Below are 14,828 nucleotides of genomic sequence, written 5' to 3' on the forward strand. Positions count from 1 at the left end.
CGGGGGAGAATGAACATGGCCGTATTGGGACAAGTGCACACCTTTTCCTGCTTCGGCACCTACCTGGCGCTGGATGTGGAAAGCGGCAGCCTGCACCAGGTGGACGAGCCGACCTATGAAATCCTCCGCCTCTACCCTGAAAAGCCCCCGCGGGCGATTGTGACTGCCCTGGCGCCCCGCTTCGGCGCCGCCGCCATCCGGGAGGCGCTGGCGGAGGTGGAGGCGGCGGTGGCGGCGGGCACGCTCTTCAGCCCGCCGGCGGTGGCGGCCTGGGAACCGGCCGGCGCGCCGCTCGTAAAGGCGCTCTGCCTGCACGTGGCCCACGACTGCAACCTGCGCTGCCGCTACTGCTTCGGCGATACCGGCGACTTCGGGGGCGGCCGTGAGCTGATGCCGGAGGCGGTGGCCCGGCAGGCCATCGACTTTCTTTTGGCGGGCTCCGGCGACCGCTCCCTCTGCGAGGTGGACTTCTTCGGCGGCGAGCCGCTCCTCAACCTGCCCGTGGTGCGCGGGACCATCGCCTACGCGCGGCGGGAAGGGGCCCGGCGCGGCAAGAGCTTTAAGTTCACCCTCACCACCAACGCCGTTCTCCTCACGGAAGCGGTGCGGGCCGAGCTTAGGGACCTGGGGGTTTCGCTTGTCCTCAGCCTGGACGGCCGGCCGGCGGTGCACGATACCATGCGCCCCGATGCCGCCGGGCGCGGTTCCTACCGGCGGGTGCTGCCCCATATCCTGGCGGCGGCGGCCGCCGATCCCGAGGGCGACTGGTGGGTGCGGGGGACGTACACGCGCGCGAACCGCGATTTCGACGCTGATGCCCGCCACCTGGCGGACCTGGGCATCCGCCGCTTTTCCCTGGAGCCGGTGGTGGCCGAGCCGCCTGCGCCTTACGCCCTTACGGAAGCGGACCTGCCGGCCCTTTACCAGGCTTACGACAAGCTCACCCGCTTTTACGAGGAGCGCGCCCGCGCCGGGCGGCCTTTCACCTTCTTCCATTTCGAGGTGGACCTCAGCCACGGCCCCTGCCTGGCCAAGCGCTTTACCGGCTGCGGCGCCGGGCACGAATACTTCGCCGTGGCCCCCAGCGGCGACCTCTACCCCTGCCACCAGTTCGTCGGCCGGGAAAAGTACCGGCTGGGTACGGTGACGGAGGGCGTCACGCGCCCTGACCTCGTGCAGTTGTTCCGCCGGGCGACGCTCTTTAGCAAACCCTCCTGCCGCACCTGCTGGGCGCGCTACTTCTGCGGCGGCGGCTGCCACGCCAACGCCGAGCTGTTCCACGGCGACATCCACGTCCCCTACGAACTGGGCTGCGCCCTGGAGCGCAAGCGGGTGGAGTGCGCCCTTTACCTGAAGGCGGTGCTGGAGCTGGGCGGCGGCCGGGAACCGATACCAAAAGAAGGAGTTTCCGCCTAAGGTAAAGAATGATTAAAGGTTAGCACGAGGAGGTGCACCGCGTGCCGGAGCTCAAGGGGAAGGAACTCGACATCACGAAGAACGTGCGCGCCATCGAGTGGCTCAAGTGCGAGCTTCTCGGGGCGGTGACGCTGCTTTACCGGGCCGCGCTCCGCGGGTCGGAAGAACACATCCTGGAGGCGTCGGCCCAGGCCGTGCTTACCGTTTACCTCCTGGCCCGGCGCCTTGGCATCGGCTTTACCCGGCTGGATGCCAAGGTCAAGGGTATGGTGCACCAGAGTATAATCGAAGAGCACGAATTGGAAAAATGGTATGGTGACCTCTCTGCCTTCGAGCAGCACCTTGACGGGACAAAGAGGTGAAACACGTGCCACACTACGGATCGACGCGCTCCCTGGTCGAGGCGGCGCTCCTGGCCGCCCTCACCGTTGTCTTTTGCCTGGCCACTATTTACCTGCCGGTGCTCGGCCTTGTAACCGGCTTTTTCTGGCCGGTGCCCATCGTGCTGCTGGGGGTGCGCCACGACCTGCGCCTGGCCGTACTGGCCACCCTGGTGGCGGGGCTGCTCGTGGCCATGCTGGCCGGCCCGCTCACCGCGCTCAGCATGTTCCTGGGGCTGGGTATCCTGGGACTGGTGCTCGGCAGCTCCATGCGCCGCCGCGTACCGCCGCTTAGGACGGTGGCGCTAGGAGGCATCACCCTCTTGGGCTCGCTTCTTTTGCTTTTCGCCTTTTCGCTCCTTGTCATGGGCGTAAACCCGTTTCAAACCTACCTGGCCCTCTACCAGGACTCGGTGGGCGGCGTGCTCAGCTTCTACCGCAGCCTGGGCGTTTCGGGTGAGAACCTGGCCCAGATGGAAAAGATGCTGGAGCAGACGCTCACCATGATGCGCTACCTCATTCCCATGGCCCTGGTGGTGGGGAGCGGCTTCCTGTCCTTTGTTAATTTCCTCCTCGCGCGCGCCGTCCTGAGGCGCCTGGGCGTCGCCTACCCCGGCTTTCCGCCCTTCGCCACCTGGCGCTTTCCCCGCAGCCTGGCCTACGGCTACATCGCGGGAATTGCCGCCCTGGTCGCAGGGCAATACTGGAAGCAGGAGGTTTTCACCCACATCGGCCTCAACCTGCAGGCCATTTTTCAGCTGCTGCTCCTCATGGAGGGCTTGGCGGTGGCCTGGCACTTCTTCGAGCAGGGTCGGGTGGCGACGCCGCTCCGGGTTCTCCTGGTGGCGCTGGCCTTATTCACCCCGCTGGTGGGGCAGCTGCTGTTTCTCCTGGGCCTCTTTGACCTGTTCTTCGACTTCCGTCACCTCACTGCTTGAGGAGAGATGGCCATGCCCGAGGATGCGAGCCGCCGCAGCCCAAGCCCCTGGCACCCGGTCCTGGCGCTTCTTGCCCTGCTCCTTTTGATCCTTGCCCATTACAACCTGTACTTGGCGCTGGGGGCTGCCCTGGCGGCCTTCGGCTTTGTCTTCGCCGCTCGGAGCAGTCGGGCACCGGGGCGGCGCGAGAGCGCGCGCCTCTATCCCCTGCCGCCTGAGTCGGACGGCGCGGTGCACCAGGCGCTGCTCGGCGCGCCCTGCCCGCTGGCGCTTACAGCCGGCTCCGGCCGGATACTCCTGACCAACCGGGCCTTCAGCCGGCTGTTCCCGGCGGCCGAGCGCGGCCGTCCCCTTACCGAGGTAGCTCCGCCGTTGGCCGGCGCCGAGCCTGGGGCCACGGTAACTGTGGGCGAGCGCACCTTCCGTGTGGTGCTCCGGGAACTTTCCACCGCAGGGGGCCGCAGCCTGGCCTGGTACCTGGAGGAAACCACCGAGGCCAGTCAACTGCGGGCGGAGTCAGCCGCCCGCGCTCCGGTGCTGGGCCTTTTGCAGGTGGACAACTACGAGGAAGTCCTGGCCGGCACGCCGGAGGGGCAGCGGCCGCTGCTCAAGGCGGCCATCGACAAACTCCTCAGCGATTGGGCCCAGGCGGCTGGCATTTACCTGCACAAGTATGCGGAAGACCGCTACATCCTCTTCCTCGACCGGGGGACCCTGGCCGCCCGGCAGGAAGAAAGGTTTGGCATCCTGGACCGGATGAAGGAGATCAGCCTGGGCAACACCCTGCCGGTCACCGTGAGCCTGGGTCTGGGGAGCGGTAGCTGGGACGTACTCGAGCTCGCTAATTATGCCCAGACGGCGCTGGACCTGGCCCTGGGGCGGGGCGGCGACCAGGCCGTGCTCAAAACCCCGGATGACTTCACGTATTACGGCGGCAAAACGAAGGCCCCGGAGAAGCGCACCAAGGTCAAGGCCCGGGTGATAGCCCAGGCGCTGCGCGAGCTCATCCGCGGTGCAGATAAGGTGCTGGTGATGGGTCACCGGAGCGCCGACCCGGACAGCCTGGGCGCCGGGGTGGCTCTTGTGCGGGCGGCACGCGACCTAGGGCGCCCGGCTTATTTTGTTCTGGACGAGGTAACCCCGTCGGTGGCGAAACTCCACGCCTACCTTACGGAGCACGAGTCTTACCGCGACGTTTTTTTGGAGCCGGCTGCGGCCTACCGCCAGGTGACGGCCGAAACCCTGCTCATCGTCGCCGACACGCATAAGCCATCGCTCCTGGAAGCACCCCGGGTGCTGTCGCGCACGCACAAGGTGGTGGTGGTCGACCATCACCGCCGGGCGGAGGAATTCATCGCCGAACCCACCCTGGTGTACCTGGAGAGCTACGCCTCTTCCACGTCCGAGCTGGTGACCGAGGTTTTGCAGTACCTGGAAGGCGTGCACGTCACCTCGCTGGAGGCGACGGCGCTCCTGGCGGGCTTGGCGGTGGACACCAAGAACTTTGCCTTTCAGACCGGGGTGCGCACTTTTGAGGCCGCGGCCTACCTGCGGCGCAGCGGCGCCGACGCGCGCCTGGTGCAGAGCCTCTTTCAGGACGACCTGGCTTCCTACCTGAAACGGGCGGAGGCCATAAAAAGCGCCGAGGTGCTGCCCGGCGGCCTGGCCCTGGCGGAAGTGAATGCGGCCGGGTCCGAGGCCCAGCTCCTGGCGGCGCAGGTGGCCAACGAGCTTCTTAATATCGAGGAGGTCAAGGCCTCCTTCGTGCTCTATCCCTACAAGGATGGGGCCGCCGTAAGCGCCCGCTCCCTGGGCGACATCAACGTGCAGGTCCTCATGGAAAAGCTCGGCGGCGGCGGTCACCTCACCATCGCCGGTGCGCAGCTCAGCGGCGTGAGCGTCGGCGCCGCGCGGGACAAGGTGCGCGCGGTGCTGCGGGAATTCTTAAGTGAGGAGGAAGAAAAGGCATGAAGGTTATTCTGGAACAGGACGTCCCGCGCCTCGGTAAGAAGGGCGAAGTGGTGGACGTTAACGACGGCTACGCGCGCAACTTTCTTCTTCCCCGGCGCCTGGCGCGTGCGGCCACGGCCGGTGGGCTGAAGGAAGTTGAGGCGCGGAAGGAACAGGCGGCGCGCAAGGAGGCCCGCGCCCGGGCCGAAGCCCGGGACCTGGCCCGGCGCCTGGACGGGTGTACGGTTACCATCCGCGCCCGCGCCGGCGAGGGCGGCCGCCTCTTTGGCTCGGTGACCAACCAGGACGTGGCTGCGGCCGTGGCCGAGGAGTTCCGGGTGAACCTGGATAAGCGCCGCGTGGAGCTGAAGGAGCCCATCAAGGCCCTGGGCAGCTACAGCGCCACCCTGCACCTGTACACGGAAGTCACGGCAGAGATCACCGTCAAGGTGGAGGCCGCGCCGGAGTAACACGCGTTTTGAGGCCGTCGCCGCCCTCTTGGCCCAGACCGCTTCCCCCTACCTGCAGTACGTCATCCTCTGCAGGCCGCCAGAGTGGGGAAAACCACCGGCGGGTTGGATTCCGGAGAAGCTCTACGGCGCGCGCCGGGCGGGCGTGCGGCGCTGCCGAAGGAGAACGGGCCCGACGTGCCGGCAGGGCTAAGCGGCCTGGACGTGGTGCCGGCCGCTACGGTGGGGGAGCTGATGTCGGCTTTAACCTAGAGGCTTGCCGAAAGGGAGAGAGGAACCATGGCTGGAAGCGGCGGGGAGCGGATACCGCCCTGTAACATTGAAGCCGAACAGTCGGTACTGGGCGCTATGCTCCTGGATGCGGAGGCAGTGCTTACCGCCGCGGAGATACTGCGTCCCGAGGACTTTTACCAGGAAAATCACCAGCACATCTTTCGCACCATGCTGGAACTTTCCAGCCGGGGCGTGGCCTGTGACCTGGTAACGGTGAGCGAGGCCCTGCGCCAGGCAGGGCGCCTGGAGGCTGCCGGCGGCGTCGCCTACCTTACGGACCTGGCGACGGCGGTGCCGAGCACGGCCAACGTGGAGCACTACGCCCGCATAGTGGCCGAGAAGGCGCTCCTGCGCCAGCTCATCCGCGAAGCGAACAAGATCATCGAGCAGAGTTACAGCGCCAGCGACGAGGCGACCGCTATTTTGGACAGCGCCGAGCGGGCCATCCTGAACGTCTCCCAAAGGCGGAGCGGCCAGGACTTCCTGCCCGTACGGGATGCGCTGGTGGAGGCCTTCGATCGCATTGAGTACCTGGCCCAGAACCAGGGGGTTATCCCGGGCCTCTCCACCGGCTTCCGCGACCTGGACCGCCTCACTTCGGGCCTGCAGCCGGCGGATTTTATTGTGGTGGCGGCGCGGCCGTCCATGGGTAAGACCAGCTTTTGCCTCAACATCGCCCAGCATGTGGCGGCGGTGGAGAAGCGGCCCGTGGCCCTCTTCAGCCTGGAGATGTCGCGGGAGCAGCTGGTGCAGCGCCTGCTGGCCGCCGAGGCCCGTATCGCCGGCCAGAAACTGCGCACCGGAGCGCTGGACGAGGATGACTGGCCGCGCCTGGTGGCGGCCATGGGCCGGCTGGCGGAACTGCCCATCTACATCGACGACAGCCCGGTGCTCACCGCCATGGACATCCGCGCCAAGACGCGGCGGCTGGTACAGGAGCACGGGCCCGGCCTGGTGATCATCGACTACCTGCAGCTTATCCAGGGCCACGGCCGCACCGACAGCCGCCAGCAGGAAATCTCAGAGATCTCCCGCAGCCTCAAGGCCCTGGCGCGCGAGGTGAAGTCACCGGTGGTGGCGCTCTCGCAGCTTTCGCGCGCCGTGGAGCAGCGGCAGGACAAGCGGCCGGTCCTTTCGGACCTGCGCGAATCCGGGGCCATCGAGCAGGACGCGGATCTGGTGGCCTTCATCTATCGCGACGAATACTACAACCCCGACACCGAGAAGAAGGGCATCGCCGAGGTTATCGTCAGCAAGCAGCGCAACGGCCCCACCGGCGTGGTGCAGCTGGCCTTCCTCAAGGACTTCACCCTCTTTCACAACCTAACGCTGGAGCCTGCCCCCTGACGTGGAGAAGGTTAACCGGTAGGGCCGTTTCCCGCACGGCCCCCGGCGGAACTGGAGGGCTCCCGGCGGGCGACCTTAAAGCGGCGGGACCGTCAAGATGATCTTCCGCGATCATCCGCGCCGAAGGGGAATGCCTGCAGGAGCAAAATTCATCGTGGTGTCACCCTGGTACAGCCGTGGAGGGCTAAGGAGCAGGAGAACCGGCCGCCGGTAGAGAAATACTTACCAGGAGGGGAAGGCTGTGGCAGAGCTGAAGGGCCGGGTGATTGACCTTATCACCCGTTTTGTCAAGGAAAAACTGGCCCGTTTAAGCCCCCTGGCTTACGAACGCCTCTATAGCCTGCCGGACGAGGCACGGGACGCGCGGGAGCTCAGCATCCTGGCGGCGGCCGTGTACTACGCCCTCCTCAAGGACGCCCGCACCGTAACCTACCTGGAGCGTCTCTTTTTCAACTGGCAGGCCCATGGTGTGCCCCAGTGGGCCTTAAAACGCCTGAGCGGGGCCGATTTTACCGTGGACCCGGAGCTTTTAAAGGAGCTTGGTTACCATGGAGAGACAGATGCGCCCTTTGATTTCAGCGCTGACGAGTACTACCGCTTCTACCGCCGCCCTGCCGTGGGAGATAAAGAAAGAGGAAGTGGCGGCGAGGGTTGAGGCCCTCAAGAAGGAGCGGCTGGCCATCCAGCGCGGTGAGCGCCCCGATCCCCGCCCCGGACACCACGTGCGCTTCGAGGGCGGCGGCCAAACCTACTACCGTTTTTACCCGCCCGGCCACTATTACTGCGCGCAGTGCCTGGACTACGAGCGCGTTTACACGGAAACCGACGGCGTTATCTCTTCGGCGCCCTGCGGCTGCCTGGAGCGGCGGCACCAGGAGGCGGAGAAGAAGAGCCTGGAAGAACGCCTGAGTGCCGCCGGCCTGCGCAAGAAATTCCGCGGCCGGACCTTTGAAAACTTCACCCTCAGCGACCTCAACCGGCCGGCCTGGGAAGCAGCGCGGGCCTACGCCAGGAACTTCGCCACCCACCGCCAGAGCGGCAAAAGCCTGTTCCTGGTGGGGGACTCCGGCCGGGGCAAAACCCACCTGGCGGCCGCGGTGGTGCAGGAGGTGGTCCGCCGGGGATTCCGGGCCCTGTTCGTGGTCACCCTGGAGCTTTTGAGCGACATCCGCGCCAGCTACCAGAGTGAAGGCCGAACGGAAGAGGAGATCCTGCGCCCGCTCAAACAGGTGGATCTATTGGTGCTGGACGACATCTCCGCCGTCGACCAGTTTTCCGAGTGGGAAAAAGGCAAGCTCTACGAGATCATCAACCTGCGCTACGAGGCCGAAAAACCTATCCTCGTCACCAGCAACAAGATGGTGACCTGGATCAAAGACCGCCTGGGGAAAAAAGTGGTGGACCGGCTCCTGGAGATGTGCGGGGATTTTATCCCTGTGGGCGGCGAGAACTACCGCGAACGCATCGCCTGCAGCCTGCGCTCGGAGGACTACTAGCCGGTGCGGGCGTATTTTCCACCTGCCCGGGGAAAATCTAAGGGCAAGGGCCTGCCGGGGCCAAAGGAGTGAGCCTGTGGGCGCAAAGTACGATGTCATTATAGTGGGCGCCGGACCGGCTGGCATCTTTGCTGCGCTGGAGCTGGGGGAAAAGACGGCGCTCAAGGTGCTGATGCTGGAAAAGGGCGCCGATATCGAGGCGCGGCGCTGCCCCATGCAGCAGGCGGGTGTGTGCGCGCACTGCCCCATCTGCTCTATCGTCTCCGGCTGGGGCGGTGCAGGCGCCTTCAGCGACGGCAAGCTTACCCTCACCACCGCGTTCGGCGGCTGGCTGGACGAGTACATGGACCGCCACGAGGTGGCGCGCCTCATCAAGTACGTGGACGATGTTTACCTGCGCTTCGGCGCGCCGTCAACGGTTTTTGGCACCGACGACGAGCGGATCAAGGAGATCCAGCGCCAAGCCGCCCAGGCGGACTTAAACCTCATCCCCGCCCGTATCCGCCACCTGGGCACAGAGAAGTGCTTCACCATCCTGCGCGACATGCGCCGCTACCTGGGTGAGCGCGTGGACATCCGGCCGCGCACCGCCGTACGGCGCCTCCTGGTGGAGGAGGGGCGGGTGCGCGGGGTGGAGACAGAGCGGGGCGAAACGATCCCGGCCCGCTATGTCATCGTCGCCCCCGGGCGCGAGGGCGCCGAGTGGTTTGCCGGGGAGGCCACCCGCCTGGGGCTTCAGACCGAGGTCAACCCGGTGGACATCGGCGTGCGGGTGGAGGTGCCGGCCGTGGTCCTGGAGCACCTTACCGACGTGATCTATGAATCCAAGTTCGTCTTTTTCTCCAAGGCCTTTGACGACCGCGTCCGCACCTTCTGCATGAACCCCTACGGCGAGGTGGTGCTGGAGAACAACGGCGGGCTTTTTACGGTAAACGGCCACTCCTACGCGGAAAAACGCACCGAAAATACGAACTTCGCGCTCCTTGTCAGCAAGACCTTCACCGAGCCCTTCCGCGAGCCCATCTCCTACGGCAAGTACATCGCCCGCCTGGCGAACCTTTTGGGTGGCGGGGTGCTGGTGCAGCGCCTGGGCGATTTTCTCTCCGGGCGGCGCACCACGCCGGAGCGCCTGCGCCGCGGTATGGTGGAGCCCACCCTCAAGGCGGCCACGCCCGGCGACTTGAGTCTGGTCTTGCCATACCGGCACCTGGTGAGTATTATTGAAATGTTGAAAGCCCTGGATGTGGTGGCGCCGGGGGTTTTCTCGCGCCACACCCTCCTCTACGGGGTGGAGGTTAAGTTTTATTCTTCCCGCCTGGAGCTCAGCAGCGAGCTCGAGACCGGGATTAAGAACCTTTTTGCTGCCGGCGACGGCGCCGGTATCACCCGCGGCTTAGCCCAGGCTTCCGCCTGCGGGGTGGTCTGTGCCGGGGCCATCGAGCGCCGCGAAACGGAATAGAGCCTGAAGATGGAGGTGGGCCTATGCCCAGTACAGTGATAGTGGGGACGCAGTGGGGCGACGAAGGCAAAGGGAAGGTAACGGACTTCTTGGCCGAGCGCGCCGGTGTCGTGGTACGCTACCAGGGCGGCAACAACGCCGGGCACACGGTGGTGGTGGGCGAGGAAGAATTCCGTCTGCGCCTGGTGCCTTCTGGTATCCTCTATCCGGAGAAGCTGTGCCTGCTAGGCAACGGCATGGTGATCGATCCCGAGGCCCTGGTGAGCGAGCTTTCCGAGCTGGAGGGTCGTGGCGTCAGCACCGCCAACCTGCGCATCAGCGACCGCGCGCACCTTATCCTTCCCTATCACAAACGCCTGGATGAACTGGAGGAGCGGGGGCGCGGCGCCGGCAAAATCGGCACCACCGGGCGCGGCATCGGTCCCGCCTACAACGACAAGTCCGCCCGTATCGGTATCCGCATGGCGGACCTCCTCGACCCGGCTGAGTTTCATGAAAAGCTGGCCGCCAACGTAGAACTGAAAAACCACTACCTGAAGCAGGTCTTCGGTGCGGACGGGTTTTCGGCGGCCGCCATCGAGGAGGAGGTCCTCGCCCTGGCGGAGAAATTCAAGGGGCGCATCACCGACACCAGCGTGGTCCTCCATGAGGCACTGCGCGCGGGCAAAAAGGTCCTCTTCGAAGGCGCCCAGGGAACGTTCCTGGACCTGGACCACGGCACCTACCCCTTTGTTACTTCCTCGCACCCCACGGCGGGCGGTGCCTGCATCGGCGCCGGCGTGGGGCCTACGGCCATCGATAAAGTCATCGGCGTGGTCAAAGCGTACACCACGCGCGTGGGTGCCGGACCCTTCCCCACGGAGCTTAAGGATGCCACCGGCGACCGTCTGCGGGAGCGGGGTCACGAATTCGGCACCGTCACCGGACGGCCACGGCGCTGCGGCTGGCTGGACGCGGTGGTGGTGCGTTATGCCGTGCGCGTGAGCGGCCTTACCGGCATCGCCATTACCAAGCTTGACGTGCTCGACGGCCTTGCCACCGTGAAAATCTGCACCGGCTACCGGATCAAGGGCGAGGTGACGCAGCACTTCCCCGCCAGCCTCAAGGCCGTGGAAGCAGCCGAGCCCGTCTACGAGGAGCTCCCCGGCTGGAGCGAAAGCATCAGCGACGCCACCAAGCTGGCCGACCTGCCGGCCAATGCCCGCCGCTACCTGGACCGCATCGCCGAGCTCGCCGGCGTGCCGATCATCCTGGTGAGCGTGGGCCAGCGCCGCCGCCAAACCCTCATTCTGGACGAGCTCTTTTAGCTTAACGCGCCGGCGTGGCAGCATACCTTACTAAACGCTGCCTGCGCCGCACCGCCCCTTGACAGGCCGGGTTGCCTGTGATACCATATCATAGTGCAGGTCGGGCCATTAGCTCAGTTGGCAGAGCACCTGACTTTTAATCAGGGTGTCCCGCGTTCGAGTCGCGGATGGCCCACCAGAGAAACATAGCAGCCGCGCGAAAGCGCGGCGTTTTTTTGCCGTTTTACTTCCGGATGCGCACGACCAGCCCCTGGTTCAGGACGGGGAGCTGCTGCGGCGCGAGGCGCACGAGCGACCTTTCCGAGCCGCCTCCGGTGAGAACGAACTCTTTTTCCAGCACCTTGGGGTCGATGAGAAAGCTGGCCGCAAAACCGAAGGAAGGGACCCCGCCGCAGGGGTAACCCGTCTTCTCGAGGATTTCCTCCGGCGTTGCCGTACGGGGTGGGTCAATGCCCAGGGCCTGTCCCACCCGCTTGGTGCTGACCCTATCTTCCCCTTTGACGATGGCGACGATGAGGTGGCCTTCCCCGTCGATGAGGCAGACGTTCTTTACCAGGTCCTCCGGCGCGGCGCCCGCTGCCCGGGCTGCTTCGGCCACGGAATGACACGACTGGTTGAAGCTGAGGTGCTCCGCCGGGACGTTATGCTCCTGAAGGAAGCTCTGCAGCTTCTTTTCGTACTCCTGCACGCCGACATCCCTCCCGGCCGCGGCGGCGCGGCCTGCCAACATTCTGCTCGGCTTTAGGGAAATTGTACCAGAAGCACCGGGCCTGAGCAAGCGACAAGGGGTTCTCGGCGCTCTGGTCGGGTGGCGGATGAAGCACAGTGGGGCCCGCTGGCGGCTCAAGGGAGGCGACTACATGCCCCGCCTTCCGGCGCTGGGGGAAGAAGGTGCCCTCGAAAACCTCTTGAAGCATACTCGGGCCATTGACACCGAGAATTCGGGATTTGGGTGCAATCTCGCCTACTAGGTCTTGACACTAACGCCGAGCCCCGGGCCCTTGACAACGCGGCGCAGACAGGCTAGGATGCAAAGAAAGGAGAAATTCACAGAAAGAGGGTTTTGTTATGGCAGGCGCCACGCCAACGCGGGAAGAAGCCTGGAAACTCCTGAACGAGTACAACCGGAATGAGAGCCTCATCCGCCATGCCCTGGCGGTGGAGGCGGTGATGCGCCACTTCGCCGAAATCCTCGGCGAACCGGATGTGGAGAAGTGGGGCATCATCGGCCTGGTGCACGACCTGGACTACGAGCGGTACCCGGAGGAGCACTGCCGCAAGGTGCGCGAGATCCTCACAGAGCACAACTGGCCGGAGGAGTACATCCACGCGGTCCAGAGCCACGGCTGGGGCCTTTGTGTGGACGTGGAACCTGTGGAGAAGATGGAAAAAGTCCTTTACACCGTGGACGAGCTCACCGGCCTGGTGACGGCCACGGCGCTCATGCACCCCAGCCGCAGCGTGCTCGATCTCGAACCCCGCTCGGTGAAGAAGAAGTTCAAGCAGAAGGGCTTTGCCGCCGGCGTGAACCGCGAGGTTATCGAAAAAGGTGCCGAAATGCTGGGGATGGATCTCAGCTCCATTATCGAGGAAACCATCAAGGGCATGCAGACGGTGGCGCAGGAGATCGGGCTTGAAGGGAACCACTGATCCGGGCACAAGTGAAGCAGCCGCGCACACGCGCGGCTTTTTATTGGGTCAGGTCTTACGCCCAACGCCAGACGAGAACGGGTGGGATCTCTTCAGGCGCAGATCTGACGTGACGCTTTGGCGCCCATTGGGTCAGCGCCTTATTCCACGGCCACCTCCTGGAACCAGTAACCATCGTGGAAAACCTGCCCTCTCAGCTCCAGGCGCAGCGGTGCGGCGAAGAGCGGCCCCGCCGTCACCACGGTGTGGTATTCACCCTGCTCGCCGCAGGGATCGACTCCCTGGTTTTCCAGCTCTTTTACCAGGTCGCGGTCGAGGGTGCGGCCGAGAAAGCTCCGCTCCAGCGCGTCCGCGCGGACGGCGATGAGGGTGGCCTTAAAACCGGCCTGGAGCAGCTCTGCCAGCAGCTCGGACCGCGGGCACTGCCAGAGGGGGAGAAAGGCGCGCATCCCCGCCGCCGCGCACACCCTTTCCACCCAGTTGCGGTGTTCCTCAAGGTCGATGTCCCCGAAGACGCCGGCAGCCACGCCGGCGTCTTTAAACTCGCGCAGGGCGGTGAGAAAGACCTTTTCATAACCCTCCCACGAGGTCGCCCGGGCGGCGAGGGGAAGGCCCATGGCTGCCGCCTGCTTTTCAATGAGCCGCAGCGGCAGGCCGTGCGCCCGCGTCCTGTCCCCGGCCTCCGTGAGCGTGGTGAAAAGCAGGGCGGGTTTACCCCCGGCGCGCACGGCGCGGTAGAGGGCGAGGCAGGCGTCTTTTCCCCCGCTCCAGGAAGAGAAGAAAGACATGTTATCCATGGCCGTGACTTCCCCCCCAACCGCCCTTACAGCGCTCCGGCCACACCGGCGGAATCGAAGGTGGCCATCTCGCGCATGATCCGGCAGGCGGCCTCCAAGAGATGCATGGCCAGCACCGCGCCGGTACCTTCGCCGAGACGCATCCTCATTTGGAGCAGCGGCTTAAGGTCGAGCAGCGCCAGCATGTACCTGTGACCGGGTTCCTCGGAGAGGTGCGAAGCAATCATGAACTCCCGCGCCCGGGGCTCGAGCTTACCCGCTACCAATGCCGCCGCGCCGGAGATGAACCCGTCGATGATCACCGGTACCCGCCGGGCGGCGCAGCCGAGGATCACCCCGGCCAGGCCGGCGATCTCCAGCCCCCCCACCTTGGTGAGAACGTCCAGGGCGTCCCGCGGGTCGGGCCGGTTCACCGCCAGCGCCCGCTCCACCGTCTCTACCTTGAGACGCAGGCGCCTGTCATCGACGCCGGTGCCGCGGCCGGTGAGCTTGGCCACCGGCAGCCCGCTGAAGGCGGCCAGAATGGCGCTGCCGGCGGTGGTGTTGCCGATGCCCATGTCCCCGGTGGCGATGAGGTCTGCACCCTGGTCAATCTCTTGCTCTGCCAGCGTGCTGCCGCGCTCCAGGGCCGTTACCGCCTCTTCCCGGCTCATGGCCGGCCCCCGGGCCATGTTGGCTGTACCCCGCCGCACCTTCCAAGGAAGCACGGTGGGGAAGTTGAGCTCCGCACATACACCCATGTCGGCTACAACCACTCGCGCCCCGGCCTGCCGTGCGAGGACATTGACGGCGGCCCCGCCGTTCACGAAATTCTGTACCATCTGGGCCGTCACTTCGCTGGGGTAGGCGCTTACCCCTTCTTCTGTAACCCCGTGGTCGCCGGCCATCACGATGACCACCTTGTTCTTTACCTCCGGCAGCGCCTGGCCCGTGATGCCGGCCAGGCGCACGGCCAGCTCCTCCAAAACCCCCAGGCTGCCCCGGGGTTTAGTCAGGCTGTCCAGGCGGCGCTGAGCGGCGGCCATGGCCTCCTGGTCCAGCAGTCCAATGGCCTCCCGGGTTTCTGCCAGCGTCTTCACTGCGGTACCTCCTTCGTTCGGTTGTTGCTCTGTACGGCTCCTCCGCCGCTGAGGGGGACGTAGCGCTTACCCACCGCCTGTACCGCCTCAAGGGGGGCGCCGGGCGCCGGCCTGGCAGGTGCCGCGGCCTCGCCGGTGGGAAGAAAACCTCCACCCTGGACCAGAGGTCCACCGGACAGGTGAACAGAAAGTGGCTGCCGGCCGGCGAGCCCTGCACAATTCGGCGCCGGTTCCCGGGGCCCTGGCAGAGCCGTACATCTCGCCCG

General features: G+C 65.6%; 15 protein-coding genes and 1 tRNA gene. 13 read left to right on the plus strand and 3 right to left on the minus strand.

All coding sequences use genetic code 11. The features are described from left to right. The first annotated feature begins 15 nt into the window (after nt 1–15). From scfB to K5554_RS03305, 12 genes are all read left to right on the plus strand, one after another. Nucleotides 16–1,416, plus strand: coding sequence for a thioether cross-link-forming SCIFF peptide maturase (scfB, locus tag K5554_RS03250; protein ID WP_221039715.1), 1,401 nt, complete (start codon nt 16–18; stop codon nt 1,414–1,416). 41 nt (nt 1,417–1,457) lie between these two features. Continuing rightward, nucleotides 1,458–1,778 (plus strand): MazG-like family protein, encoded by a 321-nt coding sequence (locus K5554_RS03255; protein ID WP_221039716.1) that lies wholly within the window; start codon nt 1,458–1,460, stop codon nt 1,776–1,778. A 5-nt stretch (nt 1,779–1,783) separates the two neighbouring features. Next, nucleotides 1,784–2,734: a YybS family protein gene (locus tag K5554_RS03260; RefSeq protein WP_221039717.1), complete on the plus strand. Its 951-nt coding sequence runs from the start codon at nt 1,784–1,786 to the stop codon at nt 2,732–2,734. Between the two features lie 12 nt (nt 2,735–2,746). Then, the gene (locus K5554_RS03265) at nt 2,747–4,705 is read left to right on the plus strand and encodes a DHH family phosphoesterase (RefSeq protein WP_221039718.1); all 1,959 of its coding nucleotides are present in this window, start codon (nt 2,747–2,749) and stop codon (nt 4,703–4,705) included. Then, nucleotides 4,702–5,154, plus strand: a complete 453-nt coding sequence (rplI, locus tag K5554_RS03270; RefSeq protein ID WP_221039719.1) for a 50S ribosomal protein L9 — start codon at nt 4,702–4,704, stop codon at nt 5,152–5,154. The genes K5554_RS03265 and rplI overlap by 4 nt, the downstream gene beginning before the upstream one ends. 84 nt (nt 5,155–5,238) lie before the next feature. After that, nucleotides 5,239–5,406, plus strand: coding sequence for a hypothetical protein (locus K5554_RS03275; RefSeq protein ID WP_221039720.1), 168 nt, complete (start codon nt 5,239–5,241; stop codon nt 5,404–5,406). Nucleotides 5,407–5,433: 27 nt separating this feature from the next. After that, entirely contained in the window at nt 5,434–6,774 is a 1,341-nt protein-coding gene (gene dnaB / locus K5554_RS03280; protein WP_221039721.1) for a replicative DNA helicase, read from the plus strand. A gap of 241 nt (nt 6,775–7,015) precedes the next feature. Continuing rightward, on the plus strand, nt 7,016–7,429 hold the full coding sequence (locus tag K5554_RS03285) for a DnaD domain protein (RefSeq protein ID WP_221039722.1): 414 nt from the start codon (nt 7,016–7,018) through the stop codon (nt 7,427–7,429). Next, a complete protein-coding gene (locus tag K5554_RS03290; RefSeq protein WP_221039723.1) occupies nt 7,413–8,270 on the plus strand; it encodes an ATP-binding protein in 858 nt (285 codons plus the stop codon). Before K5554_RS03285 ends, K5554_RS03290 begins: the two co-directional genes overlap by 17 nt. Nucleotides 8,271–8,346: 76 nt before the next feature. Beyond that, nucleotides 8,347–9,729, plus strand: a complete 1,383-nt coding sequence (locus K5554_RS03295) for an NAD(P)/FAD-dependent oxidoreductase (protein ID WP_221039724.1) — start codon at nt 8,347–8,349, stop codon at nt 9,727–9,729. A 23-nt stretch (nt 9,730–9,752) separates the two neighbouring features. Then, on the plus strand, nt 9,753–11,036 hold the full coding sequence (locus K5554_RS03300; protein ID WP_221039725.1) for an adenylosuccinate synthase: 1,284 nt from the start codon (nt 9,753–9,755) through the stop codon (nt 11,034–11,036). A 102-nt stretch (nt 11,037–11,138) separates the two neighbouring features. Further along, nucleotides 11,139–11,214 (plus strand) — tRNA-Lys (locus K5554_RS03305). Between the two features lie 45 nt (nt 11,215–11,259). On the opposite strand, the gene K5554_RS03310 is transcribed toward K5554_RS03305, so the two are convergent. Beyond that, complete coding sequence (locus K5554_RS03310) at nt 11,260–11,724, minus strand: aminoacyl-tRNA deacylase (RefSeq protein ID WP_221039726.1); 465 nt, start codon at nt 11,722–11,724, stop codon at nt 11,260–11,262. Nucleotides 11,725–12,104: 380 nt separating this feature from the next. Here K5554_RS03310 and K5554_RS03315 point away from each other — a divergent pair, with 380 nt between their 5' ends. Further along, a complete protein-coding gene (locus K5554_RS03315) occupies nt 12,105–12,686 on the plus strand; it encodes an HDIG domain-containing metalloprotein (protein WP_221039727.1) in 582 nt (193 codons plus the stop codon). Between the two features lie 140 nt (nt 12,687–12,826). Here the strand turns inward: K5554_RS03315 and K5554_RS03320 are convergent, their stop codons facing one another. Both K5554_RS03320 and cobT read right to left on the minus strand, forming a co-directional pair. Beyond that, on the minus strand, nt 12,827–13,483 hold the full coding sequence (locus K5554_RS03320) for a diphthine--ammonia ligase (RefSeq protein ID WP_221039728.1): 657 nt from the start codon (nt 13,481–13,483) through the stop codon (nt 12,827–12,829). A gap of 26 nt (nt 13,484–13,509) precedes the next feature. Then, a complete protein-coding gene (cobT, locus tag K5554_RS03325) occupies nt 13,510–14,562 on the minus strand; it encodes a nicotinate-nucleotide--dimethylbenzimidazole phosphoribosyltransferase (RefSeq protein WP_221039729.1) in 1,053 nt (350 codons plus the stop codon). Nucleotides 14,563–14,828: the final 266 nt, after the last annotated feature.

This window comes from Gelria sp. Kuro-4, from assembly GCF_019668485.1.
Classification (GTDB): Bacteria; Bacillota; DTU030; order DUMP01; family DUMP01; genus DUMP01.